Annotated in this window: 22 protein-coding genes; 7 read left to right on the top strand and 15 right to left on the bottom strand. The window is 75.3% G+C overall.

Annotated features, from left to right (window positions below):
* Positions 1-137 precede the first annotated feature (137 nt).
* The 7 genes from BMZ33_RS21440 to BMZ33_RS21410 form a co-directional block, all read right to left on the bottom strand.
* A complete protein-coding gene (locus BMZ33_RS21440; protein ID WP_091116368.1) occupies positions 138-995 on the bottom strand; it encodes an FAD binding domain-containing protein in 858 nt (285 codons plus the stop codon).
* A gap of 28 nt (positions 996-1,023) precedes the next feature.
* Positions 1,024-3,525, bottom strand: coding sequence for a xanthine dehydrogenase family protein molybdopterin-binding subunit (locus tag BMZ33_RS21435; RefSeq protein ID WP_091116364.1), 2,502 nt, complete (start codon positions 3,523-3,525; stop codon positions 1,024-1,026).
* Positions 3,522-4,028, bottom strand: coding sequence for a (2Fe-2S)-binding protein (locus BMZ33_RS21430; protein ID WP_091116360.1), 507 nt, complete (start codon positions 4,026-4,028; stop codon positions 3,522-3,524). The genes BMZ33_RS21435 and BMZ33_RS21430 overlap by 4 nt, the downstream gene beginning before the upstream one ends.
* A 236-nt stretch (positions 4,029-4,264) precedes the next feature.
* Positions 4,265-5,485, bottom strand: coding sequence for an MFS transporter (locus BMZ33_RS21425; protein WP_169064688.1), 1,221 nt, complete (start codon positions 5,483-5,485; stop codon positions 4,265-4,267).
* A 54-nt stretch (positions 5,486-5,539) separates the two neighbouring features.
* On the bottom strand, positions 5,540-6,859 hold the full coding sequence (locus BMZ33_RS21420; protein WP_091116356.1) for a sigma-54-dependent transcriptional regulator family protein: 1,320 nt from the start codon (positions 6,857-6,859) through the stop codon (positions 5,540-5,542).
* Positions 6,860-6,979: 120 nt separating this feature from the next.
* Complete coding sequence (gene mftF / locus BMZ33_RS21415; RefSeq protein WP_091116353.1) at positions 6,980-8,422, bottom strand: mycofactocin biosynthesis glycosyltransferase MftF; 1,443 nt, start codon at positions 8,420-8,422, stop codon at positions 6,980-6,982.
* Positions 8,419-8,958 (bottom strand): cysteine hydrolase family protein, encoded by a 540-nt coding sequence (locus BMZ33_RS21410; RefSeq protein ID WP_091116349.1) that lies wholly within the window; start codon positions 8,956-8,958, stop codon positions 8,419-8,421. Before BMZ33_RS21410 ends, mftF begins: the two co-directional genes overlap by 4 nt.
* 82 nt (positions 8,959-9,040) lie before the next feature.
* On the opposite strand from BMZ33_RS21410, the gene BMZ33_RS21405 reads away from it, so the two are divergent.
* Positions 9,041-10,048 carry an iron-siderophore ABC transporter substrate-binding protein gene (locus tag BMZ33_RS21405; RefSeq protein WP_091116345.1) on the top strand — a complete coding sequence of 336 codons (1,008 nt, stop codon included), beginning with the start codon at positions 9,041-9,043 and terminating at the stop codon, positions 10,046-10,048.
* A 20-nt stretch (positions 10,049-10,068) separates the two neighbouring features.
* On the opposite strand, the gene BMZ33_RS21400 is transcribed toward BMZ33_RS21405, so the two are convergent.
* On the bottom strand, positions 10,069-11,580 hold the full coding sequence (locus BMZ33_RS21400) for a purine-cytosine permease family protein (RefSeq protein WP_169064687.1): 1,512 nt from the start codon (positions 11,578-11,580) through the stop codon (positions 10,069-10,071).
* A gap of 54 nt (positions 11,581-11,634) precedes the next feature.
* On the opposite strand from BMZ33_RS21400, the gene BMZ33_RS21395 reads away from it, so the two are divergent.
* Positions 11,635-12,387, top strand: a complete 753-nt coding sequence (locus BMZ33_RS21395) for a DUF427 domain-containing protein (protein ID WP_091116337.1) — start codon at positions 11,635-11,637, stop codon at positions 12,385-12,387.
* Position 12,388: 1 nt separating this feature from the next.
* Here the strand turns inward: BMZ33_RS21395 and mftE are convergent, their stop codons facing one another.
* Positions 12,389-13,102: a mycofactocin biosynthesis peptidyl-dipeptidase MftE gene (gene mftE / locus BMZ33_RS21390; RefSeq protein WP_091116334.1), complete on the bottom strand. Its 714-nt coding sequence runs from the start codon at positions 13,100-13,102 to the stop codon at positions 12,389-12,391.
* Positions 13,103-13,111: 9 nt separating this feature from the next.
* A complete protein-coding gene (locus BMZ33_RS21385) occupies positions 13,112-14,374 on the bottom strand; it encodes a multidrug effflux MFS transporter (RefSeq protein ID WP_169064686.1) in 1,263 nt (420 codons plus the stop codon).
* A 90-nt stretch (positions 14,375-14,464) separates the two neighbouring features.
* On the opposite strand from BMZ33_RS21385, the gene BMZ33_RS21380 reads away from it, so the two are divergent.
* On the top strand, positions 14,465-14,956 hold the full coding sequence (locus BMZ33_RS21380; RefSeq protein ID WP_091116325.1) for a pyridoxamine 5'-phosphate oxidase family protein: 492 nt from the start codon (positions 14,465-14,467) through the stop codon (positions 14,954-14,956).
* A 215-nt stretch (positions 14,957-15,171) separates the two neighbouring features.
* Here BMZ33_RS21380 and mftC read toward each other — a convergent pair whose 3' ends face one another.
* Genes mftC through mftA form a run of 3 tightly spaced genes read right to left on the bottom strand, consistent with a single transcriptional unit; the run spans position 15,172 to position 16,854 of the window.
* Positions 15,172-16,404, bottom strand: a complete 1,233-nt coding sequence (mftC, locus tag BMZ33_RS21375) for a mycofactocin radical SAM maturase (protein ID WP_091116322.1) — start codon at positions 16,402-16,404, stop codon at positions 15,172-15,174.
* The gene (gene mftB, locus BMZ33_RS21370; RefSeq protein WP_091116318.1) at positions 16,401-16,709 is read right to left on the bottom strand and encodes a mycofactocin biosynthesis chaperone MftB; all 309 of its coding nucleotides are present in this window, start codon (positions 16,707-16,709) and stop codon (positions 16,401-16,403) included. The genes mftC and mftB overlap by 4 nt, the downstream gene beginning before the upstream one ends.
* Before the next feature lie 22 nt (positions 16,710-16,731).
* The gene (gene mftA, locus BMZ33_RS21365) at positions 16,732-16,854 is read right to left on the bottom strand and encodes a mycofactocin precursor MftA (protein WP_091116314.1); all 123 of its coding nucleotides are present in this window, start codon (positions 16,852-16,854) and stop codon (positions 16,732-16,734) included.
* A gap of 153 nt (positions 16,855-17,007) precedes the next feature.
* Here mftA and BMZ33_RS21360 point away from each other — a divergent pair, with 153 nt between their 5' ends.
* Positions 17,008-17,643 (top strand): acyl-CoA-like ligand-binding transcription factor, encoded by a 636-nt coding sequence (locus BMZ33_RS21360; RefSeq protein WP_091116637.1) that lies wholly within the window; start codon positions 17,008-17,010, stop codon positions 17,641-17,643.
* Positions 17,644-17,740: 97 nt separating this feature from the next.
* Here the strand turns inward: BMZ33_RS21360 and BMZ33_RS21355 are convergent, their stop codons facing one another.
* Complete coding sequence (locus BMZ33_RS21355; protein WP_091116310.1) at positions 17,741-18,952, bottom strand: cysteine desulfurase-like protein; 1,212 nt, start codon at positions 18,950-18,952, stop codon at positions 17,741-17,743.
* 191 nt (positions 18,953-19,143) lie between these two features.
* Here BMZ33_RS21355 and mdo point away from each other — a divergent pair, with 191 nt between their 5' ends.
* The 3 genes from mdo to BMZ33_RS21340 all read left to right on the top strand — a co-directional run bounded on the left by mdo (position 19,144) and on the right by BMZ33_RS21340 (position 23,271).
* Entirely contained in the window at positions 19,144-20,436 is a 1,293-nt protein-coding gene (gene mdo / locus BMZ33_RS21350) for an NDMA-dependent methanol dehydrogenase (protein ID WP_091116307.1), read from the top strand.
* 67 nt (positions 20,437-20,503) lie between these two features.
* Positions 20,504-21,760 carry an AAA family ATPase gene (locus tag BMZ33_RS24305; protein ID WP_169064684.1) on the top strand — a complete coding sequence of 419 codons (1,257 nt, stop codon included), beginning with the start codon at positions 20,504-20,506 and terminating at the stop codon, positions 21,758-21,760.
* Positions 21,760-23,271: a VWA domain-containing protein gene (locus BMZ33_RS21340; RefSeq protein WP_091116303.1), complete on the top strand. Its 1,512-nt coding sequence runs from the start codon at positions 21,760-21,762 to the stop codon at positions 23,269-23,271. The genes BMZ33_RS24305 and BMZ33_RS21340 overlap by 1 nt, the downstream gene beginning before the upstream one ends.
* Here BMZ33_RS21340 and BMZ33_RS21335 read toward each other — a convergent pair whose 3' ends face one another.
* Positions 23,272-24,207 carry an oxidoreductase gene (locus BMZ33_RS21335; protein ID WP_091116300.1) on the bottom strand — a complete coding sequence of 312 codons (936 nt, stop codon included), beginning with the start codon at positions 24,205-24,207 and terminating at the stop codon, positions 23,272-23,274.
* Between the last annotated feature and the right edge of the window lie 137 nt (positions 24,208-24,344).

The raw sequence follows: 24,344 nt of genomic DNA, 5'->3' as shown, positions 1-24,344 counted from the left end.
TCCGGGGTGGGGAACGGACCTCGGCCGGTCCGCCCGGGAGGGCGGGCCGGCCGAGGGGACGGGCGGGAGCCAGGCGCGGCCCCGTCCAGGGCACCACCCCGAGCCTGCGAGGGGTGGGGAGGACGGGGTCCTTCAAGTTACAGCCCGGCGGCCGCCGTGACCGCCCGGCGGGTCAGCACCTGCACGAGGTGCTCGCGGTAGTCGGCCTGGGCGTTGAGGTCGCTGCTCGGGCTGGTGCCCTCCGCCGCCGACCGCGCCGCGGACGCGACCGCGTCGGCCGTCGCGGGGGCCCCGGCGAGGGCCGCCTCGGTCGCCGATGCGCGCAGCGGCGTCGGGCCCATGTTGGTCAGCCCGATCCGTGCCTCGGCGATGTGCCCGTCCTCCCGCCGGACCGCGGCCGCGACCGCGACGATCGACCAGGCCTGCGCCACGCGGTTGAACTTCTCGTAGCGCACCCCCCAGTCGCCGGACAGCTTGGGCACCCGGATCTCGACGAGGATCTCCCCCTCCTCGAGCGAGGTCGTCAGGTAGTCGACGAAGAACTCGCGGGCGGGCACCGTGCGCCGACCCGACGGGCCGGCGATCACCATCTCGGCGTCCAGGGCCAGGGCCACCGCCGCCAGGTCGCCGGCCGGGTCGGCGTGCGCCAGGGCGCCGCCGAAGGTGCCCCGGCGGCGGGTCTGCCGGTCGGCCACCGTCTCCGTCGCCTCGGCGATGAGCCGCGCGTGCTGGGCGATCAGCGGGTCGGTGACCACCTCGGCGTGCGTCGTCATCGCACCGATGACCAGGTGGTCGCCCTCCTCGCGGACGCCCCGGAGCTCGGCGATGCCGCCGAGGTCGACGATCGTCTCCGGCGCGGCCAGGCGCAGCCGCATGACCGGGATGAGCGACTGCCCGCCGGCCATGACCTTCACGTCCTCGCCGCCCTCGGCGACCGCCTGGACGGCCTCCTCGACCGTCGTGGGCCGGACGTACTCGAACGGGGCGGGGATCATGGCTTCACTCCAGGGTCGTTACGGCGGATCACCGGTCACCTCCGAGAGCGGACTGCGGGGTCGAGACACCGGCGGTGGTCTCGGTCTGGGCGCCGCCGTAGGCGTTGGACCCGGCCGTGGCCCGGTCCCCGCCGTCGCCGCCCTGGTGGATCGCCCGCCACACCCGCTCGGGGGTCAGCGGCATGCGGATGTCGGACACGCCCAGGTGCCGGACGGCGTCGAGCGCGGCGTTGACCACCGCCGGCGTGCTGGCGATGCAGCCGGCCTCGCCCACGCCCTTGGCGCCGATCGGGTTGCCGGGTGCCACGTGCACGGTGTTGCCCGTGTCGAAGTGCGGCAGGTCGGCGGCCGAGGGGACCAGGTAGTCGACGAAGGTGCCGGTGGTCAGGTTGCCGTCGGCGTCGTACACGGCCTCCTCGTACAGCGCCTGGGCGATGCCCTGCGCCAGGCCACCGTGGACCTGCCCCTCGACGATGAGCGGGTTGACGATCGTGCCGACGTCGTCGACGCAGGCGTACTTGCGGATCTTGACGAACCCGGTGTCGGTGTCGACCTCCATGGCGCAGACGTGCGTGCCGTGGGGGAAGGAGAAGTTCACCGGGTCGAAGGTCGCGTCCGCGTCGATCGTGGGCTCGACGTCCTCCGGGTAGTCGTGCGCGGCGAAGACGGCGAGCGCGATCTCCTGGATGGACAGGCCCGACCCCGGCGTCCCGCGGACGGAGAACTTCCCGCCGGAGAACTCCAGGTCGTCCTCGCTGGCCTCGAGCAGGTGCGCGGCGACCTTGCGGGCCTTGGCGACCACCTTGTCGGCGGCCTTGATGACGGCGGTGCCGCCCACGACCAGCGAGCGCGAGCCGTAGGTGTCCATGCCCCTGGGCGCGACGGCGGTGTCGCCGTGCAGGACCTCGACGTCCTCGAAGGGGACGCCGAGTGAGTCGGCGACCAGCTGGCTCCACGCCGTCTCGTGGCCCTGGCCGTGCGGCGTCGAGCCGGTGACCACCTCGACCTTGCCGGTGGGCAGCATCCGGATCGAGGCCGACTCCCAGCCGCCCGCGCCGTAGGACAGCGAGCCGAGGACCCGCGAGGGGGCCAGGCCGCACATCTCGGTGAAGGTGGAGAAGCCGATGCCCAGCTGCACCGGGTCGTTCGACTCACGGCGGCGGCGCTGCTCCTCGCGGAGCTCGGAGTAGCCGAGCAGGTCCAGCGCCTGCTGGGTGGCCGCGTCGTAGTCGCCGCTGTCGTACTCCAGGCCCGCCACCGTGGTGAACGGGAACTCCTGCGACTGGATCCAGTTCCTCCGGCGCAGCTCGAGGGGGTCCATGCCGAGCTCGACGGCGAGCTCGTCCATGATCCGCTCGACGGCGAAGGTCGCCTCGGGCCGGCCGGCGCCGCGGTAGGCGTCGGTGGGCACCTTGTTGGTGAACACGCCGTCGCACTCGAAGCGGTAGGCCGGGAACTTGTAGATGCCCGGGAACATGAACGCGCCCAGGGCCGGGACACCCGGGGTGATCAGCCGCAGGTAGGCGCCCATGTCGGCGAGCAGCCGCACGCGCAGGCCCTTGACGTTGCCCTCGCGGTCGGCCGCGACGTCGATGAACTGGACCTGGTCGCGGCCGTGGTGGGCGGTCATCAGCGACTCGCTGCGGGTCTCGGTCCACTTGACCGGCTTGCCGAGGCGGCGCGCGATCAGCAGCGCGAGGATCTCCTCGGGGTTGACCTGCAGCTTGCCGCCGAAGCCGCCGCCCACGTCGGGGGCGACCACGCGCAGCTTGTGCTCGGGGATGCCGGTGACCATCGCCAGCATCACGCGCAGCACGTGCGGGATCTGGGTGGCCGACCACATCGTGAAGTTGTCGCCCTGCGGCTGGACGACGACCGACCGCGGCTCCATGAACGCCGGGATCAGCCGCTGGTTGACGAACCGGCGGCTGACGACGACGTCGGCGTCGGCGAACGCCTGCTCGGTGTCGCCGCCGGTGCCGGCCTCGCCCGCGTCGAAGACGAAGTGGTAGCTGGTGTTGGTCCCCAGGTCGTCGTGGACGAGGTCGGCGCCCTCGCGGACGGCCTCCTCCATGTCGAGCACCGGCGGGAGCAGGTCGTAGTCCACGTCGACGAGCTCGACGGCGTCGGCGGCCGCGGTCCGGGAGCGGGCGACGATGACCGCCACCGCCTCGCCCACGTGGTTGACCCGGTCGACGGCGATCGACGGGTGGCCGGGGTTCTTCATGTCCGGGGTCACCGGCCAGGCACAGGGGATGGAGCCCTGCTCCTCGGCGAGGTCGCGGCCGGTGAGGACGGTGACGACGCCCGGGGACTCCTTCGCCGCGGACACGTCGACGCCGGTGATGCGGGCGTGGGCGACCGGGCTGCGCACGACCGACAGGTGCAGCATGCCGGGCAGCACCATGTTGTCGGTCCAGGTGGTGCGCCCGGTGATCAGGCGCGCGTCCTCCTTGCGCTTGCGGGCCTTGCCGACCTCCTTCTCCGGGCCGGGCACCTGGGTGGTGGCGGCGTCCTCGGTGACCGTCATGCCTGGGCTCCCGTCGTCTCCGGGGTGGTGGCGGAGCCGGACAGCTCACCGGCTGCCTGCTGCACCGCGCGGACGATGTTCTGGTAGCCGGTGCACCGGCAGAGGTTGCCCTCGATGCCCTCGCGCACCTCGGTGTCGCTGGGGTTCGGGTTCTCCTTGAGCAGGTCGATCGAGGCCATGATCATCCCGGGCGTGCAGTAGCCGCACTGGAGACCGTGCATCTCGTGGAACGCCTTCTGCACCGGGTGCAGGCTGCCGTCGGGCGCGGCGACGCCCTCGATGGTGGTGACCTCGGCGCCGTCGGCCTGGACGGCCAGGACGGTGCAGGACTTCACGGCCTGCCCGTCGAGGTGCACGGTGCAGGCGCCGCAGTTGCTGGTGTCGCAGCCGACGACCGTCCCGACCTTGCCCAGCGCCTCGCGCAGGTGGTGGACCAGCAGCGTCCGGGGTTCGACCTCGTCGGTGTAGGTCACGCCGTCGACCTGCATGCTCACCCGTGTCATGGATCCTCCGCTGTCGTTGCAGGGGGCGAACGCGCCCGGCCCTGCGGGCGCTCTGCGGCGGAGTGTGTCAACGGGGAGGTGACTTAGGCCACGCTTACCCGGTCGCTCGGGTACTACGCGTCCGCACCAGCGGAACCGCGCAGCGGTCCTGTCTCCGCGGGTGCGGTGGCTGACGAGGCGTGTCGGGCGCAGCGCGGACGTTGCACGGGTGTTGCAGACGCCCTGGAGCGGGGGTGTCAGGTGGCCGCGCGGAGCTCCCGCCGGCGCAGCCGCGCCGAGGCGGCCAGCGCGACCAGGCCGGCCGCCGCGAGGGCGGCGCCGACCAGGCTCGGCGCGGCGTAGCCGTGGCCGGCGGCGATGACCACCCCGCCCAGCCAGGCACCGAGCGCGTTGGCCGCGTTGAGCGCGGAGTGGTTGAGCGCGGCGCCGAGCATCTGCGCCTCGCCGGCGACCTCCATGAGCCGCAGCTGCAGGCAGACGACCAGCGTCGAGGCACTCATCGCGAGCAGGAGGACGACGGCGAACAGGGTGGGCCCGGTCGCCGCTGCCGGGCCCACGACCAGCAGCAGCGCGAGGACGGTGACCATCGCGCCCACCAGCGAGCGGAACAGCGCCAGGTCGGCCAGCCGCCCGCCGAGCGCGGTACCGAGGAAGCCGCCCACGCCGAAGGCCAGCAGCACCCACGGGACGGCTCCCCGGGCGAGCCCGGCGACGTCGGTGGTGATCGGGGCGATGTAGCTGTAGACGGCGAACATGCCGCCGAACCCGACGGTGGCCACGACCAGCGTGAGCAGCACCTGGGGCCGGCGCAGGGCGCCCAGCTCGGTGCGGATGCCGGCGTCGCCGCCCTGCGGCGTCGGCGGGACCACGGCGAGCACCGCGACGACGGTCAGCGCGGCCAGCACGACCACGGCCCAGTACGCCGAGCGCCAGCCCAGCGTCTGGCCGAGCCAGGTGGCCGCGGGGACCCCGGCCAGGGTGGCCGCGGCCAGGCCGAGCATGACCGTGCTGACCGCCCGCCCGCGCAGTGCCGGCGGCACGAGCGCGGCGGCGACCAGCGAGGCGACGCCGAAGTAGGCGCCGTGCGGCAGGCCGCTGACGAAGCGCGCCAGCAGCAGCGTCGTCGACCCGGGCGCCAGCGCGCTGAGCACGTTGCCGGCCACGACGGCCGCCATGAGCCCGACCAGCAGGCCGCGGCGCGGCAGCCGCGAGCCCAGCGCGGCGATGACCGGGGCGCCCACGACCACGCCGAGGGCGTAGGCGGAGATGACGTGACCCGCGGTGGGGATGTCGACGCCGACCCCCGTGGCGATGTCGGGCAGCAGCCCCATCGTCACGAACTCGGTGGTGCCGATCGCGAAGCCGCCCAGCGCCAGCGCGACGAGGGCCACCGCCACGCGCGGGGTGCCCAGCGAGGTCGGCGCGGGGGCGGGCGGAGCGGCGGCGCGAGCGGTCACGTTGCCGTGCCAAGGCCGCCGGCACCGGACGCATTCCCCGCCCGGCGTGTCGGGTCAGCCGCGCGGGGCCCGGCGCAGCGCGAGCAGGTGGGCGGCGACGGCGGGCCGGCGCGGCGACCCGGCGGGCAGCACCTCGAGCAGGGTCTGCCAGGCGAGGGCGTCGTCCCGGGCCTCGGGCAGCGCCGTCCAGCGCAGCAGCAGCTCCGGCCGCCGGCTCGCCAGCACCGCGGTGCGCAGCGCGACGGCGGTGCGTCGGCGGGCCGCCGCGACGCCGGGCGCGCCGGAGCGCGGCAGCACCGGGCCGGGGTACCGGTCGAGGGCGGCGGTCACCGCACCGCGGTCGAGCAGCCGGCGCAGCGTGCCGACGTCGGTCTCCAGCGGGCCCAGCAGCCGGTAGGGCCGTGACCCGACCAGCTCGGGGCCGACCAGCCGGCGCAACCGGGACAGCTCCGCGCGCACGGTGACCGCGGCGCCGCCGCCGTGGCACTCGGCGGCCAGCCGCTCGGCGCTGCGGCCCTCCCCCGTCGCGGCGGCCTCGGCCAGCAGCAGGAGCAGCTCGGAGTGGCGCAGGGAGAGCTCGACCGCCCCCTCGGCGCGGGTCAGCCGGGCCCGGTCGCGGCCGAGCACCTCCAGCACCGGCGCGGCCTCGCGCGCCGGTGCCGCCGTCGTCACGACGGGCCGCCGGCCGGGCTGCTCCTCCCGGTGCAGCCAGCGCAGCTCGGACTCGACGGCGGCGACGGCGGCGCGCACGAGGGTGAGCACGTGCGGGCTGGCCACGTGGTCGCCGCCGGTGACGTCGATGGCGCCGAGCAGCACCCCGGTGACCGGGTGGTGGACCGGCGCGGCCGAGCAGCTCCACGGCTGGACCGGTCGGCGGTAGTGCTCGCTGCCGAAGAACTGCACGGGGTGGTCGAGGGCCAGCGCCGTCCCCGGGGCGTTGGTGCCGGCGACGTCCTCGGACCAGCGGGCCCCCGGCACGAAGTTCATGTTCTCGGCCAGGCGGCGCAGCCGGGAGTCGCCCTCCACCCACAGCATCCGGCCGTCGGCGTCGGTGACCGCGACGATCATCCGGTCGGCCTCGGCGTCCTCGACCAGCAGGCGCCGGATCACCGGCAGCACCGGTGCCAGCGGGTGGCCGGCGCGGTAGGCGGCCAGGGCGTCGTCGAGCAGGTCGACCGGCGGGCCCTGGCCGTCGGGGTCCACCCCGCTGCCGAGGCTGCGCGCCCAGGAGTCCCGGACGACCGGGCGGACCCCGGACCGCGGGGGCGGGGCACCGCGGGTCACGAACGTCTCGTGCGCGGCGCGCAGCTGCCGCGCCAGCCCCGGGGTGGGCCGGCCCTCGGGCAGCGCGAGCCACGGGCTGACGCCGGTCACGACGGAGTCCGGGGGCTGGGGCTCATGACCCGCCCATGGTGACGCGGATCCCACGCCCGCGCCAGGGTGCGATCCCGCAGGTCAGCCCCCCGGAGGGGCGGCGACGACCAGGGCACCTGGTCATCGCGGCGGAGCGACGTCCGGGGGGCGGGCCGGCAGCAGGGCCCGGGCGTCGCGGGCCCGCAGCGCACCGGCCCACAGCCCGGCGCCGTAGGCGAGGTCCTCCAGCCGGCGCGCGGCGGCGAAGCGCAGCAGGCCCACCCGTCCGCGGTGCGGCAGCCACGCGAGGACGGCGTCGGCGACGGCCACGGCGGCCAGGCCGCGGCGGGCGCGGGGCGAGACCAGGGCCGCGGCCGCCGCCAGGGGCCAGTGGTGCCGGGTGGCCGCGCGGGCCAGCGTGCGGGCGCCGGCCGCGCTGCCGCGCACCACCAGCGCCGCGGCCAGCCCGTAGGGCGCCCGCCGGCCGGGGCCGGCGAGCCGGCGGGCCAGCCGGGCGGCGGCCGTCCCGAGGACACCCGCGGCCAGCACCCGCCCGGGCCGCCCGCCGCCCACCGCCAGCACCAGCGCGGTCGCCGTCCACGGGGAGACCACCACGGGCGCGACCAGGCCGCCGTGCCGGGCGGCCAGCGGCGCGGCGCCGGTGCCGTAGACCGCGCGGCGGCGCAGCCAGGCCCCGGTCGTGCTCGGGTGGTCGTGCGCCACGCGGGCGGCCGGCTCGTAGCGCACCCGCCAGCCGGCCGCGGCCAGCCGCCAGACCAGGTCCACGTCCTCGGCCACCCGCATGCCGGCGTCGAACCCCTCCCCCAGCGCGGCCCGGCGGGCCAGCAGCGCGGCGCTCGGCACGTAGGACAGGCCACCGAGCGGCGCCACCGGTGCGGGCGCCGGCCCCATGTCCAGCGCGCTGACCGCCGTCTCGTACGGCGTCACCCAGCCCGGTGCGGTCGACGGCAGCGCGGTCACGCGCGGGGCGACGAGCGCCAGCCGTGGGTCGGCCAGGTGCGGCAGCAGCGCGGCCAGCCACCCGGGCTCGGGCACGCAGTCGGAGTCGAGGAAGGCGACCGCCGCCGTCGTCGCCGCCCGCAGGCCGGTGTTGCGCGCCGCCGCGGGCCCGCGCGACCGCTCGTGGCGCAGCACCTCCGCACCGGCGGCCGCGGCGGCGAGCGCGGCGCGGTCCGCCGAGCCGTCGTCGACCACGAGCACCCGCACGCCGGCGGTGTCCGGGTCGGCGCGCAGCGCGGCCAGCAGCCGGGCGACGCCGCCGGCCCGGTCCCGCACCGGGACGACGACGGTGACGTCGGCGGGCCCGGGCGCCGGCCCCGCGGGCTCGGGGACCGAGACCCCGGTGTCGAGCAGGCGGGCGGCGAGCGCGGCGCTGCCCGCGTCGGTGACGGCGAGCCGGTCGCCCGCCAGCAGGGTCCGGGCGCGGGAGCTGAGGCGCAGCAGCCGCAGCGGCGAGCCGCCGAGCAGCACCGCGCCGTCCTCCCGCCGCCGGGTGCCGGGGGCCAGCCGCACCGCGTAGCCGTCGGGCAGCCGGGCGTCCGGGGGCGGGGGGACGGCGGTCACCCGGCGAGGACCTCGGCGGTCGTCGTCAGCTCGACCAGCGGCGCGTAGAGGCCCATGAGGTGCAGCGCGCGGCGGTGCTCGTCGTCGCTGGAGCCGGCGCAGGCGTCGGTGACCACCCGCACCGGGACGCCCGCGTCGGCGGCCGGCAGCACGGTGGACACCACGCAGCAGTCGGTGGCCACCCCGGCGACGGTGAGCGGGCCGCCCCCGACGACCCCGGCCAGCTCCGGGCCCCACTTGCCGAACGTCGGGGCGTCGAGCACACGCGCGCCGCCGGGGTCCTCGACCAGCCGGTAGAGCGGCGCGTCCGGCGGCTGCAGCGCGAAGGGGTACTGCGCGTAGTAGTCCACCCAGGCGCCCGCCGGCTCCGCGGGCGCGACGAAGCGCGTGAACACGACCCGCTCGCCGAAGGCAGTCACCAGCTCCCGGACCCGCGGGCGGACCTCCTCGAAGCGGGGTGCCGTCCACGGCGAGTCCGGGTCGCCGAAGACGTGCTGCAGGTCCACGACCACCAGCCAGCCGGGGGCATCGCTCACGGCCGGAGGCTAACCGGGCGCCGCGAGGCCACCGAGTGAGGTCAGGCTAACCTCACCGGGAGCCGACCCGAGGAGAACCGCCATGCCCTCCCGCCCCCTCCCCCGCCGCGCCGCCCTGGTCGCGGCGGCCGTGACCGCCGCCGGGGTCCTGGCCGCGTGCGGCTCCGACGGCAGCTCGTCCGGGAGCGCGTCGTCGTCCGCCGGCGGCGGGGACGGGACGTTCCCGGTCACCGTGAGCACCGCCTTCGGCGACGTCGAGATCCCCGAGGAGCCGCAGCGCGTGGTGGCACTGGGCTGGTCGGACGCCGAGACCGCGCTGGCGCTGGGCGTGCAGCCGGTGGGCGCCAGCGACTGGCTGGGCTTCGGCGGCGAGGGCGTGGGCCCGTGGGCCGAGGGGCTCTACGACGAGGCGCCGGAGATCATCGAGACGCTCGAGCCGAGCCTGGAGGCGGTCGCCGCGCTGGAGCCCGACCTCATCCTCGACACCCGGTCCGACGGCACGCAGGAGCGCTACGACCAGCTGCGCCAGATCGCCCCGACGGTCGGCGTCCCCGAGGGGGCCGACCAGTACCGGACGACGTGGCAGCAGCAGCTGGAGCTGGTCGGCCAGGCGCTGGGCCGCACCGAGGAGGCCGAGCAGCTGCGCACCGACCTCGAGCAGGGCTTCACCGACGCGGCCGCCGCCAACGCGGACTTCGACGGCACCGAGGTCGCCGTCGGCGCGTACACCGCCGAGGGCTTCGGCGCCTACGTGCGTGGCGACACCCGGGTGGACTTCGTGGAGGCGCTGGGCTTCAGCAACAAGCCGGCGATCCAGGACCTCGCCGGCGAGAGCTTCTTCGTCCCGGTGTCCGACGAGCAGGTCGACCTGCTCGACGCCCCGCTGACCGTCGTCTTCCCGATCTTCGTCGACCCGGCGCAGCTCACCGGCAACCCGGTGTGGCAGACGCTGGGCTCGGTGCAGGCCGGCAACGCCCTGGTGCTGGACGACGAGACGCTGGTCAACGCCTTCTCCAGCGGGTCGGTGCTGGGGACGGAGTACGCCCTGGACAACGCCGTCCCGCTGTTCGCCGAGACGCTGCAGGACTGAGCCGCTGCAGGACGAGTCCCTCAGCGCACGACCGGAGGCCGTCCCGGCACCGCCGGGGCGGCCTCCTGCGCCCGCACGGCCGCCCGGCGCAGCGCCAGGGTGCCCAGCAGCCCGACGAGGAAGGCGGCCAGGACACCGAGGTTGGCGAAGGCCCACGCGCCCTCGCGGCCCCCGAGCCCGAGCGGGCCGAGCAGGTAGCCCGGCCAGTCCAGCCAGCCGGCCAGGCCGTTGGTGACCAGCCCCCAGCCGAGGACGGTGCCCACCGCCAGGAGCACCAGCGGCACGGCCGGGACGGCGCCGTAGCGGCCGCCGGCGTCGTAGAGGTCGGCCTCGGCGTAGTCGCGGCGGCGCAGCGCGAGGTCGCCCAGGAAGATGCCGCACCAGGCGGCGACCGGGACGCCCAGGGTGATCAGGAAGCCCTGGAACTGCACGAAGAAGCCACCGGTGGCCAGGAAGACCACCCAGACCGAACCGAGCACCATGAGCGTGCCGTCGATGCCGGCCGCGACCGGGCGGGGCACCCGGACGCCGGCGGCCAGCAGCGACAGGCCCGACGAGTAGATGTCCAGCAGCGCCCCGCCGACCAGGCCGAGCACCGCGACGACGACGAAGGGCACGAGGAACCAGGTCGGCAGGATCGAGCCCAGCGCGCCGATCGGGTCGGCGCCGATCGCGCCCGACAACTCCGCGTCCGAGGCGGCCAGCAGCAGCCCGGTGGCCAGCAGCACGACCGGGGCGAGCGCGCCGCCGGTCGTCGTCCAGCCGACGACGCCGCGGGTGGACGCCGTCCGGGGCAGGTAGCGCGAGTAGTCGGCGGCGGCGTTGACCCAGCCGAAGCCGTAGCCGGTCATCGCCAGCACCAGCGCACCGACCACGGCCGCCGTCGTCCCGCCCGGCGTGGCGGTGACCGCCGACCAGTCGACCTCCCCGGCGACGAGCGCCACGTAGACGACGGTGAGCACGCCGCTGACCACGGTGATCCACCGCTGCATGCGCATGATCGCGTCGAAGCCGAGGACGCCGCCGGCGACCACGAGCGCGGCGACCACGAGCAGGGCCACCACCTGGGTCGCCGTCCCGCCGCTCCAGCCGAGCTGGCCGAACACCGTGGCCGTGGCCAGGGTGGCGAGGCTGACCAGGACCGTCTCCCACCCCACGGTGAGCACCCAGGACAGCACCGCGGGCACCCGGTTGCCGTGCACGCCGAAGGCGGCGCGGCTGAGCACCAGGGTGGGCGCCGAGCCGCGCTTGCCGGCGATCGCCACCAGCCCGCAGAGCAGGAACGACACGACGATGCCGACGACGCCGGCCACCAGCGCCTGGGCGGCCGAGATGCCGAAGCCCAGCAGGAACGAGCCGTAGGCCAGGCCCAGCACGCTGACGTTCGCGCCGAACCACGGCCAGAACAGCTGGGGCGGGGAGCCCCGGCGCTCCTCCTCGGCGATGACGTTGATGCCGTTGGTCTCGACGGCGACCCGGCCCGCCGGCGCGGTGCTCCCGGGGACCTGGTCGGCGACCGGCTGGTGCGCCACGGTGGACTCCTCTGCTCCGACGGCGGTGGCCGTCATCCTGCTGCAGGAGGCACTGTGCCCGAGCACCCGCGCGCGATCGTCCCCACCGGCCACGTCGAGCCCGTGCCCCGGCGGGTGCGGGCGGTGCTCGGGGGCGTGGTCGTCCTGGACACCCTGCGGGCGCGGTACGTGTGGGAGTGGCCGCCCTACCCGCAGTACGTGGTGCCGCTCGACGACGTCGCCCCCGGCGTGTTGGCCGACGAGGGCGAGGTGGCCGGGACGCCGGTGGGCACCGCGGCCCGGCACGGGCTGCGCGCCGGCGGTCTCGAGCGGCCCGGCGCGGCGCTGGTGCACACCGGCGACCGCGTCCCCGAGCTGGCCGGCCACGTCCGCCTCGACTGGGCAGCGCTCGACGCGTGGTTCGAGGAGGACGAGGAGGTGTTCGTCCACCCGCGCAACCCCTACTCCCGGGTGGACGCGATCCGCTCGTCGCGGCGGGTGCGGATCGAGCGCGACGGCGTCGTGCTGGCCGAGTCGGCGTCGCCGGTGCTCGTCTTCGAGACCGGGCTGCCCACCCGCTCCTACCTGCCGCGCACCGACGTCCGCTGGGAGCACCTCACGCCCAGCGACACGGTCACCCAGTGCCCGTACAAGGGCCGCACCAGCGGGTACTGGTCGGCCCCCGGGGTCGACGACGTCGCGTGGTCCTACGACTTCCCGACGCGCGAGCTGACGCCGATCGCCGGCCTGGTCGCCTTCTACGACGAGGAGGTGGACGTCGCGGTCGACGGCACCCGCCAGGAGCGCCCGCGGACGCACGTGCGCTGACTCACCGCAGCCGGCCGTCGTCGCCGACGTCCCAGCGGGCGACCGCCGTCGTCAGCCGGGCGGCGATGCCGGCCAGCAGGCGTGCCCCCTCCTCCGCCGAGGCGCCGGCCGGGTCGCCCAGCACGCCGGTGGGGCTGACGCCGAGCACGCCCTCGGCCCGCAGCCGCGGCAGCAGCTCGGCGATCGGCGCCGTCTCCCCGGGGACGGACCGGTCGGTCCGCACGCCGCCTGGTTCCACGTGCAACAGCAGCGACGTCTCGGTGCGCCCGGCGTGCGCGTCTCCCCCGGCGACGCCGCACGGGAACCAGGCGGCGTCGCGGCCCTCGGCGCGCAGCAGCGGGACGGCGGCGCGCAGTGCGTCGAGGTTGCCGCCGTGGCCGTTGACGACGAGCAGCCGCCGCGCCCAGCGGCAGGCCGAGCGGCCGTACTCGACGAGCAGGGTGGTCAGCGCCGCGGTGCCGATCGAGACGGTGCCCGGGAACCCCTCGTGCTCCCCGCTGGCGCCGTACGGGACGGCCGGCGCGACGACGGCGTCCAGCCCCGCCCCCCGGACCACCGCCTCCCGGACCACTGCCTCCCGGACCACCGCCTCGGCGACCACGGTGTCGGTGGCCAGCGGCAGGTGGTGGCCGTGCTGCTCGACCGAGCCCAGCGGGACGACCAGCAGCGGCCGCTCGGGCAGCTCCGGCCACGCGGCGCCGGCCAGGTCGGGCACCGCGCCAGCCTAGGCGGCCGCGGGCACCTCGTCGGACACGTCGTCGGGCAGCTCCCACGGCCGGACGACGACCACCAGGACGACGATCGCGGTGACCAGCGCGGCGACCACGACCGCGCCCATGGCGACCGCGTCGTTGCCGAGCAGGCCGACCAGCGGGGCGACGAGCGCGCCGACGCCGAACTGCACCGCGCCGAGCAGCGCCGCCGCGGTGCCGGCCGCCTCGCCGTGCCGGGACAGCGCCAGCGCCGGGGCGTTGGGCAGCGCCAGGCCCGAGCTGAACAGCACCGCCCACAGCGGCAGCGCCACTGCCCAGAGCCCGCCGGTGCCGCTGGCGGCGAGGACGACCAGCACCGCGCCGGCCAGCGCGCCGCCCACGGTGCCGGCCACCAGGACCTGCGCCGGGGAGAACCGGCGCAGCACGACCGGGTTGAGCTGGGTGGCGGCGATCAGCCAGACGGCGCCGGCGCCGAAGAGCAGGCCGAACTGCTGTTCGTCGAGGCCGAACTGGCCCTGGAAGACGAACGAGGAGCCCGACACGTAGCTGAACAGCCCGGCCATCGTCAGGCCGGCGACCAGCACGAGGCCGACGTAGGCCCGGTCGCGCAGCAGCGCCCGGTAGCCGCGCAGGGTGCCGGCCAGGCCGGTGCTGCGCCGCCGCTCGGGCGGCAGCGTCTCGCGGACGGCGAACCAGCCGAGGACGAGCAGGGCGGTGCCGTACAGGCCGAGGATCAGGAACACGCCCCGCCACGAGGTGAAGCGCAGGACCTCCCCGCCCACCGTGGGCGCGAGCACCGGGGCCGCGCCGAGGACGAGGAAGAGCCGGGACAGCATCGTCGCCGCGGCACGACCGGCGAACAGGTCGCGCACGACCGCCAGGGCGATCACCGCGCCGGCCGCCGTCCCGACGCCCTGCAGGAAGCGCAGCAGCCCCAGCACGGCGATCGACGGCGCGACGAGCACGAGCAGCGAGGCGACGACGTGCAGCGCGGTGCCGGCCAGCAGCGGCTTCTTCCGGCCGAGGGCGTCCGACAGCGGGCCGAGCACCAGCTGGCCCAGCGCGAGGCCGACCAGGGTGCCGGTCAGCGTGAGCTGCACCGTCGCCGGACTGGTCCGCAGGTCGTCGGCGATGGTGGGCAGGGCGGGCAGGTACATGTCGATCGTCAGCGGGCCGAGCGCCACGAACGCGCCGAGGGTGAGTGCGGTGCGCGCCGTCCCCGGCCGGTCGGTGGCGGCGGGCGGTGCGGCCGGCCGGTCCTGGGTGGTGGTCACGACGTTGGTGAAGGCAACCGCCTGCCGATCCATTCCGATACGCCGGGGTGTCGTCCGTGTCGCGTGGCCGATCCGGGGAACGGCAGGGTCATGACCACCGACTCGCAGGAATCCACCGCCAAGGTCGCCGGGCTCATCAAGGGGCAGAGGTTCGGCTTCCTCACCACGACCATGCCCGACGGTCGGCTGACCAGCCGGCCCATGGCACTGCAGGAGGTCGAGTTCGACGGCGACCTGTGGTTCTTCGCCGAGCACGACGCCCCCTGGCTCGGCCACATCCAGACCTCGCCGCAGGTCAACGTCGGCGTCGGCTCGGGCGGCACCTGGGTCTCGCTGACCGGGACCGCGCGTGTCGTCGACGACGTCGCGAAGAAGAAGGAGCTGTGGAACGCCGGCGTCGAGGCCTGGCTGCCCCAGGGGCCCGAGGACCCCTCCGTCGTCCTGGTGAAGGTCGACGGCGACACCGCGGAGTACTGGGACAGCCCCGGCAACCGGCTGGCCACGGCGCTGAGCTTCGTCAAGGCCAAGGCCACCGGCTCGAAGCCCGACACCGGCGAGAAGGACGTCGTCGACCTCCCCTGAGGCGCGCGCACGGGGCACCCAGCGGACTCCCAGGCCGGTCACCGGGCCCGGTCAGGGACGGCGGTCAGCCTGGGGGCACGTCGTCCCGGAGGTGCCCCGTGCTCACGCTCGCGCTGCTCGTCGCCCTGCTGCTGACCATGACGCTGGCCGACCTCGCGCCCGGCCTGCTGCCGGAGGGGTCGGGGCCGGTGGTGGCCCCGACCCGCTGAGTGCACTCAGCCCAGCTGCAGGCCCGCCAGCGGCGACTCGTCGCACGCCTTCGCCGGCGGGAGCGACGGCATCCCGAGCAGCGTCGGCTGGCCGCGCACCGGGCCGGTGTGCGAGTGGTCGAGGTGGCTGCGCGGCGTGACCAGGTCGGCGTCGCGGGCGGCCAGCGCCGACTCCCCGTACCCCTGCACGCACTCGGGGTCGGGGCCGTCCAGCGGCAGGCCGGTGAAGAACTTGGCCGCCATGCAGCCGCCGCGGCAGGCGTCGAAGTGAGCGCACCTCGTGCACGCGCCACCGGTCTGCGGGCTGCGCAGCTCCTGGAACAGGTCGCTGTGCTGCCACACCCGCTGGAAGCCGCCCTCGCCGCGCACGTTGCCGGCGAGGAACTGCTCGTGGATCGCGAACGGGCAGGCGTAGACGTCGCCGACCGGGTCGATCAGGCAGACCACGCGCCCGGCGCCGCAGAGGTTGAGGCCAGGCAGGGCCTGCCCGTAGGCGGACAGGTGGAAGAACGAGTCGCCGGTGAGCACGCGGTCGCCGTTGGCCAGCAGCCAGGCGTAGAGCTCGCGCTGCTGGGCCTGGGTGGGGTGCAGCTGGTCCCAGACGTCGGCGCCGCGGCCCGACGGGCGGAACCGGGTGATGCGCAGCTGGGCGCCGTAGCGGTCGGTGAGCGCCCGGAAGTCGTCGAGCTGGGAGACGTTCTCCCGGGTGACGACGACGGAGACCTTGAAGTCCTTCATCCCGGCCTCGGCCAGGTTCTCCAGCGCCCTCGTCGCGGTGGCGAACGAGCCGGTGCCGCGGACGCGGTCGTTGACCTCGGCGGTGGCGCCGTCGAGGGAGATCTGCACGTCGACGTAGTCGGTGGCCGCCAGCTGGGCCGCGCGGGCCCGGTCGAGCTTGACGCCGTTGGTGGAGAACTTGACGCCGACGTCGTGGCCGATGGCGTAGTCGAGCAGGTGCCAGAAGTCCGGCCGCACGGTGGGCTCGCCGCCGCCGACGTTGACGTAGAAGACCTGCATCCGCTGGAGCTCGTCGATGACGCCCTCGGCCTCGGCCGTCGTGAGCTCGCGCGGGTCGCGCCGTCCCGAGGAGGACAGGCAGTGCACGCACGCCAGGTTGCAGGCGTAGGTGAGCTCCCAGGTCAGGCAGATCGGGGCGTCGAGGCCGTACTCGAACTGGTCGACGAGGCGCCCGCCGGTCGGGCGTTCCGGGGCGGGACGGTTCGGCAGGACGGCGGTCACGCGCGCACCTCGATCATCTGGGAACGGGCGAGGTCGGCGAGCGCCCTCACGTAGGCGGGCCGCTGGGCCTCGGGGACACCGCACGCCGCCAGCGTCGCGTCGGCGCTGGGGTGGTCAGCCAGCGTCTCCACGACGGTGACCAGCGTCTTCGACTTGAGGAAGGACAGCTTCCGGTTGCCGAAGTGGTAGACGAGCGCCCCGAACGGCTCCGGCCGCAGGGCCACCGACCGGGCACGCCGCCACGGGAGGGCCGGGTCGAACGCAGCCGGGTCGGAGACGTCCGCGGCCGGAGCGGTCGAGGTCATCGGAGGGACCTGGGCCGTCGGCTCAGTAGACGCCGCACATGCCGTCGATGGAGACCTCCTCGACGAGGGACTCCTCGACCAGCGCCTCCTCGGCCACGGCGGTCTGGATCTCGGCCTGCGTCTCGGTCTGGGTCGTCTCGGGCATGCGGACCTCCGGGTTCCGGGGGACGGGGATGGCGAGGACGTTAGAGACACCGGGTGCCACCGGCAAGGGCGCCGGTGTCCGCGGTCACGGTCCCCCGTCCGGTCGGTCGGGGCGCCCCCGTCCGACCGGGTGGGCCAGGATGGGGACGTGAGCATGCCGCTGGGCCGAGCCGTGGCCGTCGTCCCCCGGACCGGCCCGGCCGCCCCGCGCGCGGTCGGCGGCGTGCGGGCGGCGACCCGGGCGCGCATCGAGCAGGCGGCGCTGGAGCTGTTCACCGCCGCGGGCTTCGAGCAGGTGACGATCGAGGAGATCGCCGCGGCCGCGCACACCAGCCGGCGCACCTTCTTCCGGCACGTCGGCAGCAAGGCCGACGCCGTCTGGGGTGACTTCACCGCGCACGTCGACCGGCTGGCGGGCCTGCTCGAGGCGGCCGGCGACGACGTCCCGGTGCTGCCCGCCGTCTTCGCCGCCTACGTCGAGGTCAACGACTACGCCGAGGCCGACCTGCCGCTGCTGCGCCAGCGGATGCGGCTCATCCTCACGGAGCCGGCGCTGCTGGCGCACTCGCAGGTGCGCTACGCCGACGTCGACCGGGTGGTGGCCGGGTACGTGGCCCGCCGCTGCGGGGAGGGCCCGACGGCGCTGGTCCCCCGGCTGGTCGCCACGGCGACGCGGGCCGCGGCGACGACGGCGTTCGAGGCCTGGATCTCCGGTGCCGCGCCGTCCCTGGCCGACGCCCTGCGGACGGCGTTCGGCCAGCTGGCGGCGGGCTTCCCCGACCTGCGCTGAGGCACCGCGGCGCGTGCACGCAGCGTCGTCCGGGAGACCCCGGGTCCGCGGCGTGCACACCCGGTGGACAGGACCCCCGGGTGCGGCGACGCCGCGGTCAGGCCGAGGCCTCCCGCAGGCCCTCCAGCAGGCGGTCGACGTCGGCGTCGTCGGTGTAGGGCGCCATCCCCACGCGCAGCCCGCCGGTGTCGCCGAGGCCCAGCCGCCGGGAGGCCTCGATCGCGTAGAAGGTGCCGGCCGGGGCGTTGACGCCGCGGGCGGCCAGCGCGCGGGACACCTCGGCGGCCGGCCGGTCGGCGAAGGTGAGCAGCAGCGTCGGCGTCCGGTGCCGGGCGCGCGACCACAGCGTGACGCCGGGCAGCCCGTCGACGGCGTCCTCGACGCGCTGCCGCAGCCGGTCCTCGTGCGCCTCGACGGCGGCCATGCCCGCGACCAGCCGGGTGCGCCGGTCGCCGTCGGCCCCGCCGAGCGCGGCCAGGTAGTCGACCGCCGCGGTGGTGCCGGCGAGCAGCTCGTAGGGCAGCGTGCCCAGCTCGAAGCGCTCGGGGACGGCGTCGGTGGAGGGCAGCAGCTTGTCCGGGTGCAGCGTCTCCAGCAGCTCCGGCGCGGCGACGACGCAGCCCAGGTGCGGGCCGAGGAACTTGTAGGGCGAGCAGGCGTAGAGGTCGGCGCCGAGCGCGGCGACGTCGACGGCCGCGTGCGCGGTCAGGTGCACGCCGTCGACGTAGGCGAGCGCACCCACCTCGTGGGCCAGGGTGGTGATCGCCGGGACGTCGGGGCGGGTGCCGATCAGGTTGGAGGCGCCGGTGACGGCGACGAGCCGGGTGCGGTCGCTGAGCACCGCGGCGACCGCCTCGGGCGCCAGCTCGCCGGTGGCCGGGTCGAGGTCGGCCCAGCGGACGGTGGCGCCCCGGGCGGCGGCCGCCTGCACCCACGGCCGGACGTTGGCGTCGTGGTCGAGGCGGGTGACCACGACCTCGTCGCCCGGGCCCCACCCCGCGGCCAGCACGCGGGACAGGTCGTAGGTCAGCTGGGTCATGGACCGGCCGAAGACGACGCCGCCGGGGTCGCCGCCGGCCAGGTCGGCGACCGCGGCCCGGGCGGCCACGACGACGGCGTCGGCGTTGCGCTCGGCCTCGGTGACCGAGCCGCGGTTGGCGATCGGCGAGCCGAGGGTGGCCGCCACGGCGTGCGCGACCTGGCGCGGGACCTGCGAGCCGCCCGGCCCGTCGAAGTGCGCGGCACCGGCCCGCAGCGCGGGGAAGTCCGCCCGGACGGCGGCGACGTCGTAGGTCGTGGCAGTGGTCACCCCCGCAGCATGCCCGCCGTCCCGGCGGCAGGGGCCGACGGCCCTGGCCGGTCGGGCAGGTGCACCTGACCGGACGGCCCGACCTGCTCCTCCGGTCGGCCGGTTCCGCCCCGCGACCCCTGCCGCGGGGGGGAGCGCCGCTCGTACGGTCCCGCCCGACGGCTCCGCAGGCGAACGGAAGGACCCCTCCCATGCAGGTCGAAGAACTCCTCAAGCCCTTCCCCATCAAGGAGTTCCACCCGTTCCCCCGGGCGCTCATGGGCCCCGGCGCGCACGAGATCATCGGCCCCGAGGCGCTCAAGCTCGGCTTCAAGAAGACGCTGATCATGACGTCGGGCCTGCGCGGGTCGAACATCGTCGAGAAGATCGCCGAGTCGATGCGGTACCACGGCCTCGAGGTCGTCGTCTACGACAAGGTGGAGTCCAACCCCAAGGACTACAACGTCATGGACGCCGTCGCGCTGTACCAGGAGAACCAGTGCGACAGCTTCGTCTCCATCGGCGGCGGCTCCAGCCACGACGCCTGCAAGGGCGCCCGCATCTCGGTCGCGCACGACGGCCGCAGCGTCAACGAGTTCGAGGGCTTCAACCAGTCGGAGAACCCGAAGAACCCGCCGCACATCGCCGTCTCGACGACGGCCGGCACCGGGTCGGAGACCTCCTGGGCCTACGTCATCACCGACACCACGACCGACCCGGACAACCCGCACAAGTACGTGGCCTTCGACGACCACTGCCTGGCGACGCTGGCGATCGACGACCCGGTCCTCTACTTCGACTGCCCGATCGACTACACCGCGCAGTGCGGCTTCGACGTCCTCGCCCACGCCAGCGAGCCCTACGTCTCCCGGCTGGACTTCCCGCCGTCGCTGGGCAACGCCCTGTACGCGGTCAAGCTGACCAACCAGCACCTGCGCCAGGCGGTGTGGAACGGCCAGGACCTCGGCGGCCGGCAGGGGATGATGTACGCCCAGTACATCGCCGCGCAGGCCTTCAACTCCGGCGGCCTGGGGATCATCCACTCCATCAGCCACGCGGTGAGCGCCTTCTACGACACCCACCACGGGCTGAACAACGCCGTCGCGCTGCCCCGGGTCTGGGCGTTCAACATGCCCACGCAGTACCAGCGCTTCGCCGACATCGCCGAGGCCATGGGCGTGGACACCCACGGCATGACCGCCCCGCAGGCCGCCGACGCCGCACTCGCCGCGGCCGTCCGGCTGCTGCGCGACGTGGGCATCCCGGAGAAGTTCACCGACGTCACCCAGGACAGCTACTCGAAGAACCGGCTGGGCCAGGGCCCGACGAAGTTCTACGAGCAGGCCGGCGTCATCAAGGGCGACGACACCGACATCGACCGGATCACCCACCACGTGCTCGGCGACGCCTGCACCCCGGGCAACGCCAAGGAGTGCACGTTCGAGACGGTCCGGCCGGTGGTCGAGCACTGCATGAACGGCGACCTCGACGACCTGCTGTCCTGACCGACCTCCCGTGGGGCGGGGTGACGGGTCCGTCACCCCGCCCCTCTCCCTCGCACGAGGAGCCTCGTTGACCGTCCAGCCCGTCCCCGCCGACTCCGCGCCGGCCGACTTCGACAGCCCCGACGACGTCGCCCGCGCGTTCGCCGAGCAGGGGTACATCACCGACCGGCGGCTGGCGACGACGACGTTCGTGATGAGCCGCCTGGCCAAGCCGCTGCTGCTCGAGGGCCCGGCCGGGGTCGGCAAGACCGAGCTGGCCAAGACGCTGGCCGCCGCCACCGGCCGCAGGCTGCTGCGCCTGCAGTGCTACGAGGGCCAGGACGAGACCAAGGCCCTCTACGAGTGGGACTACGGCAAGCAGCTGCTGTACACGCAGATCCTGCGGGAGAAGACCGCCCAGCTGCTGGCCGACACCGACACCCTCGAGGCGGCGGTGGACCGGGTGGCCGGCGCCGACAGCGCGTTCTTCAACGAGCGCTTCCTCGCGCCCCGGCCGCTGCTGGAGGCGATCCGGTCGGAGGATCCGGTGGTGCTGCTGGTCGACGAGGTCGACCGCGCCGACGAGGCCCTGGAGGCGGTGCTGCTGGAGATGCTCGCCGAGTACCAGGTCTCCGTCCCCGAGCTCGGCACGTTCGTCGCGAAGCAGGCCCCCTACGTCGTCCTGACGTCGAACAACACCCGCGACCTGTCGGCCGCGCTCAAGCGGCGCTGCCTGCACCTGTTCCTCGAGTACCCCGACGCCGACCGCGAGCTGGAGATCCTGCGGTCGAAGAGGACGGGGCTGGGCGACGCCGCGGCGCAGCGGCTGGTCGACGTCGTGCGCGGCCTGCGCGGCCTGGACCTGCGCAAGGCGCCGAGCATCTCCGAGACCATCGACTGGGCGCGCACGCTGGCCGTGCTCGGCGTCAGCGAGCTCGACGCCGCGGTCCTCGCCGACACCGTCTCCGTCGTCGCCAAGTACGAGCGCGACGTGGAGCGCTCGCGGCAGGCGCTGCCGCGGCTGGTCGACCCCAACGCGACGGTGCCCTCGTCCCAGGACCAGGGGCACGGGCACGCCCACTCGCACGGGTCGCACACCCACGGCGGGCACAGCCACGACCACAGCCACGACCACGGCGACCACGGCGACCACGGCGACCACCCCGCGGACGACGGCCGGAGGGTGCGGGCGGCCAAGGACACCCCCGGCCGGCACGACGACTCCTTCGGCGCCCGCGGCGGTCCCGCGGACGCGCCGGCCGCTCCGAGGAAGGTGGGCACCGGCCAGGGGACGCGCTCCTTCGCCCCCGGCAACCGCGGCGGCGCGCGGCGCCGGCCGGTCTGATGGAGGGGGCGCTGCACCGGTTCGTCCGGCTGCTGCGGCTGCGCGGGATGCGGGTGTCCACCGCCGAGGCCGTGGACGCCTTCGCCGCGGCGGCCGCCGTGGGGGTCAGCGACCGGGCCGCCCTGGAGGCCGCGCTCGGGGCGGCGCTGCTCAAGGACCGCCGCGACGCCGAGGTCTTCGCCGACACCTTCGCCCGGTTCTTCAGCCTCCGGCCGGTGGTCGAGGACGCCGACGGGCACGGGCACGCCCACGACGACCTCGAGGACACCGGCGACCTGACCCGGATGACGTGGTCGCAGGAGCCGCCGACCGACGTCCAGGAGGGACACAGCCACGGCAAGCCGGTCGACATCCGCGACTTCTTCGACCCCGCCGACCTCGCCGCGCAGTACAACCTGCACCAGGAGGCGAACAAGATCGACCTGGCCTCGCTGACGCAGCAGATCGTGCTGTCGTCGGAGAGCCCCGCCGGGCCGGCCGACGACGCCCAGCAGGTGCAGCTGGAGGTGTCGCGGCTGCACGACCCGGGCCTGCCCGGCGACCTGGTGCGCGCGGGCGGCACGCCGATGGACGTCGAGCTGACGGTGGCCCAGCAGCAGGCGCTGCGCGACTGGCTGGCCGACCCGGTCGGCGACCTGGACCCGGAGGTGGCCGAGGCGCTGCGCCGCCAGCTGGCCGGGGTGATCGAGGACCTGCCCGAGCTGCTCGCCGCCCACCTGCAGAAGCTCGCCGAGATGACCGAACTCGCCATCGAGGAGCGCGAGCTGGCCCGGGCACCGGTGGAGAAGATCACCGAGTCGGAGCGCGCGCGGATCGAGGAGTCGCTGCGCCGGCTGGCCACCTCGCTGCACGGCGGGCTGACCCACAAGAAGCGGCAGTCGCCGCGCGGCCGGGTCGACGTCTCCCGCACGATGCGCCGCAACCTGCGCTACGACGGCGTCCCGTTCCGGCCGGTGACCACCCGGCTGGCCGAGGACAAGCCGCGGCTGGTCGTGGTGGCCGACGTGAGCCTGTCGGTGCGGACGACGGCGCGGTTCAGCCTGCACGTGGTCCACGCGCTGCAGGACATGTTCGCGCAGGTGCGCACGTTCGCCTTCGTCGACGACGTCGTCGAGATCACCGACCTGTTCGACGAGCACCCCCTCGAGCACGCGCTCGGGCTGGTGTTCGGCGGGGACGTCATCGACGTCGACGCCTCGAGCGACTACGGCACGGTGTTCGCCACGCTCGCCGCCGACCACTCCGGCGCCTTCACCCGCCGCTCCACGCTGCTGGTGCTCGGCGACGGCCGCGGCAACGGCAACAGCCCGCGGCTGGACGTCTTCGGCGACCTGACCCGCCGGGTGCGCGAGACGATCTGGCTGACCCCCGAGCCGCGCTACTCCTGGGCGCTGGGCGGCTGCGACCTGCCCGCGTACGCCGAGTACTGCGACCGGGTGGAGGTCATCCGCGACCACTCGGGGCTGGAGAGCTGGGCCACCGACGTGGTCACCCGCGCCTCCTCCCGCTGATCAGCGGCCGCCCCACGCCGGCGGCCCGCCGGGGGGCGGTCCGCCCAGGGTGACGACGCGGTCCAGCTCCTCGGTGTCCCGGGGGTCCAGTGCCACCTCGACCGCCGCGAGCAGGTGCTCCAGCTGGGCGATCGAGGTGGCGCTCGGGATGACCAGCACGTTCGGGGAGCGGGTCATCAGCCACGCGACGGCCACCTGCACGGGGGCCGCCCCCACCCGCCGGGCGACGGCGTCCAGGGCCGCCGCCTGGGCCGGGCCCATCTCCCCCACCGGGAAGAACGACGTGTAGGAGACGCCCTCCAGCGCCGTGTAGGCGATCCCGTCCCGGGCGAGCTCCTCGACCAGGGCGTCGTCGGTGCGGTGGATCAGGTTGTAGTGGTTCTGCACGCACGCCAGCGGCGCGATGCCGCGCGCCTCGGCGACCTGCCGGGCGGTGGTGTGGCTGATCCCGAGCTGCCGGACCAGCCCCTCCTGCCGCAGCCGGTCCAGCGCCTCGAGCGGCTCGCCGACCGAGCGCTCCGCGGGCTCGCCCAGACCCGGCATCCGCAGGTTGGCGACGGGCAGCGAGTCGAGCCCGAGGTGCTCGAGGTCCTCCTCGACCGACCGGCGCAGCTCCCCCGGCGTCAGCGCCTCGTCCCAGCCGCCCTCCGGCGTCCGGCGGGCGCCGACCCGGGTGACGATGACCAGGCTCTCGGGATAGGGGTGCAGCGCCTCGCGGATCAGGTCGTTCACCACGTGCGGCCCGTAGAGACCGCTGGTGTCGACGTGGTCGACCCCCAGCTCGACGGCGCGGCGCAGGACGGCGAGCGCGGTGCCCCGGTCGGCCGGGGGCCCGGTGACCCGCGGCCCGGTGAGCTTCATGCCGCCGAACCCCAGGCGGTGCACGGTCCGGTCGCCGAGGGGGACCCGTCCGGACCTCGTCGCGGTGGTCGTCATGCCGCGGCAGGCTAGGGTCGGCCGGACGCGGGCCGACACGGCCGGACGGCGCCGCCCGGCGCGCCCGTCACCAGTTGTGGAACCGGATCGGGCGTGTCGTGGACCACCCCGAGCGTGTCCCCGCGTGTCGTCGGCGT

The sequence above is a fragment of the Geodermatophilus dictyosporus genome, from assembly GCF_900115505.1.
Classification (GTDB): Bacteria; Actinomycetota; Actinomycetes; order Mycobacteriales; family Geodermatophilaceae; genus Geodermatophilus; species Geodermatophilus dictyosporus.
The sequence above is the reverse complement of the archived record's forward strand: the minus strand, read 5'-3'. Positions and strand labels throughout refer to the sequence as shown.

Coding starts and splice junctions, on each gene's coding strand:
- BMZ33_RS21440 (WP_091116368.1), bottom strand. CDS start 995: ATGATCCCCGCCCCGTTCGAGTACGTCCGGCCCACGACGGTCGAGGAG.
- BMZ33_RS21435 (WP_091116364.1), bottom strand. CDS start 3,525: ATGACGGTCACCGAGGACGCCGCCACCACCCAGGTGCCCGGCCCGGAG.
- BMZ33_RS21430 (WP_091116360.1), bottom strand. CDS start 4,028: ATGACACGGGTGAGCATGCAGGTCGACGGCGTGACCTACACCGACGAG.
- BMZ33_RS21405 (WP_091116345.1), top strand. CDS start 9,041: ATGCCCTCCCGCCCCCTCCCCCGCCGCGCCGCCCTGGTCGCGGCGGCC.
- BMZ33_RS21380 (WP_091116325.1), top strand. CDS start 14,465: ATGACCACCGACTCGCAGGAATCCACCGCCAAGGTCGCCGGGCTCATC.
- mftB (WP_091116318.1), bottom strand. CDS start 16,709: ATGACCTCGACCGCTCCGGCCGCGGACGTCTCCGACCCGGCTGCGTTC.
- mftA (WP_091116314.1), bottom strand. CDS start 16,854: ATGCCCGAGACGACCCAGACCGAGACGCAGGCCGAGATCCAGACCGCC.
- BMZ33_RS21360 (WP_091116637.1), top strand. CDS start 17,008: ATGCCGCTGGGCCGAGCCGTGGCCGTCGTCCCCCGGACCGGCCCGGCC.
- mdo (WP_091116307.1), top strand. CDS start 19,144: ATGCAGGTCGAAGAACTCCTCAAGCCCTTCCCCATCAAGGAGTTCCAC.
- BMZ33_RS21340 (WP_091116303.1), top strand. CDS start 21,760: ATGGAGGGGGCGCTGCACCGGTTCGTCCGGCTGCTGCGGCTGCGCGGG.
- BMZ33_RS21335 (WP_091116300.1), bottom strand. CDS start 24,207: ATGACGACCACCGCGACGAGGTCCGGACGGGTCCCCCTCGGCGACCGG.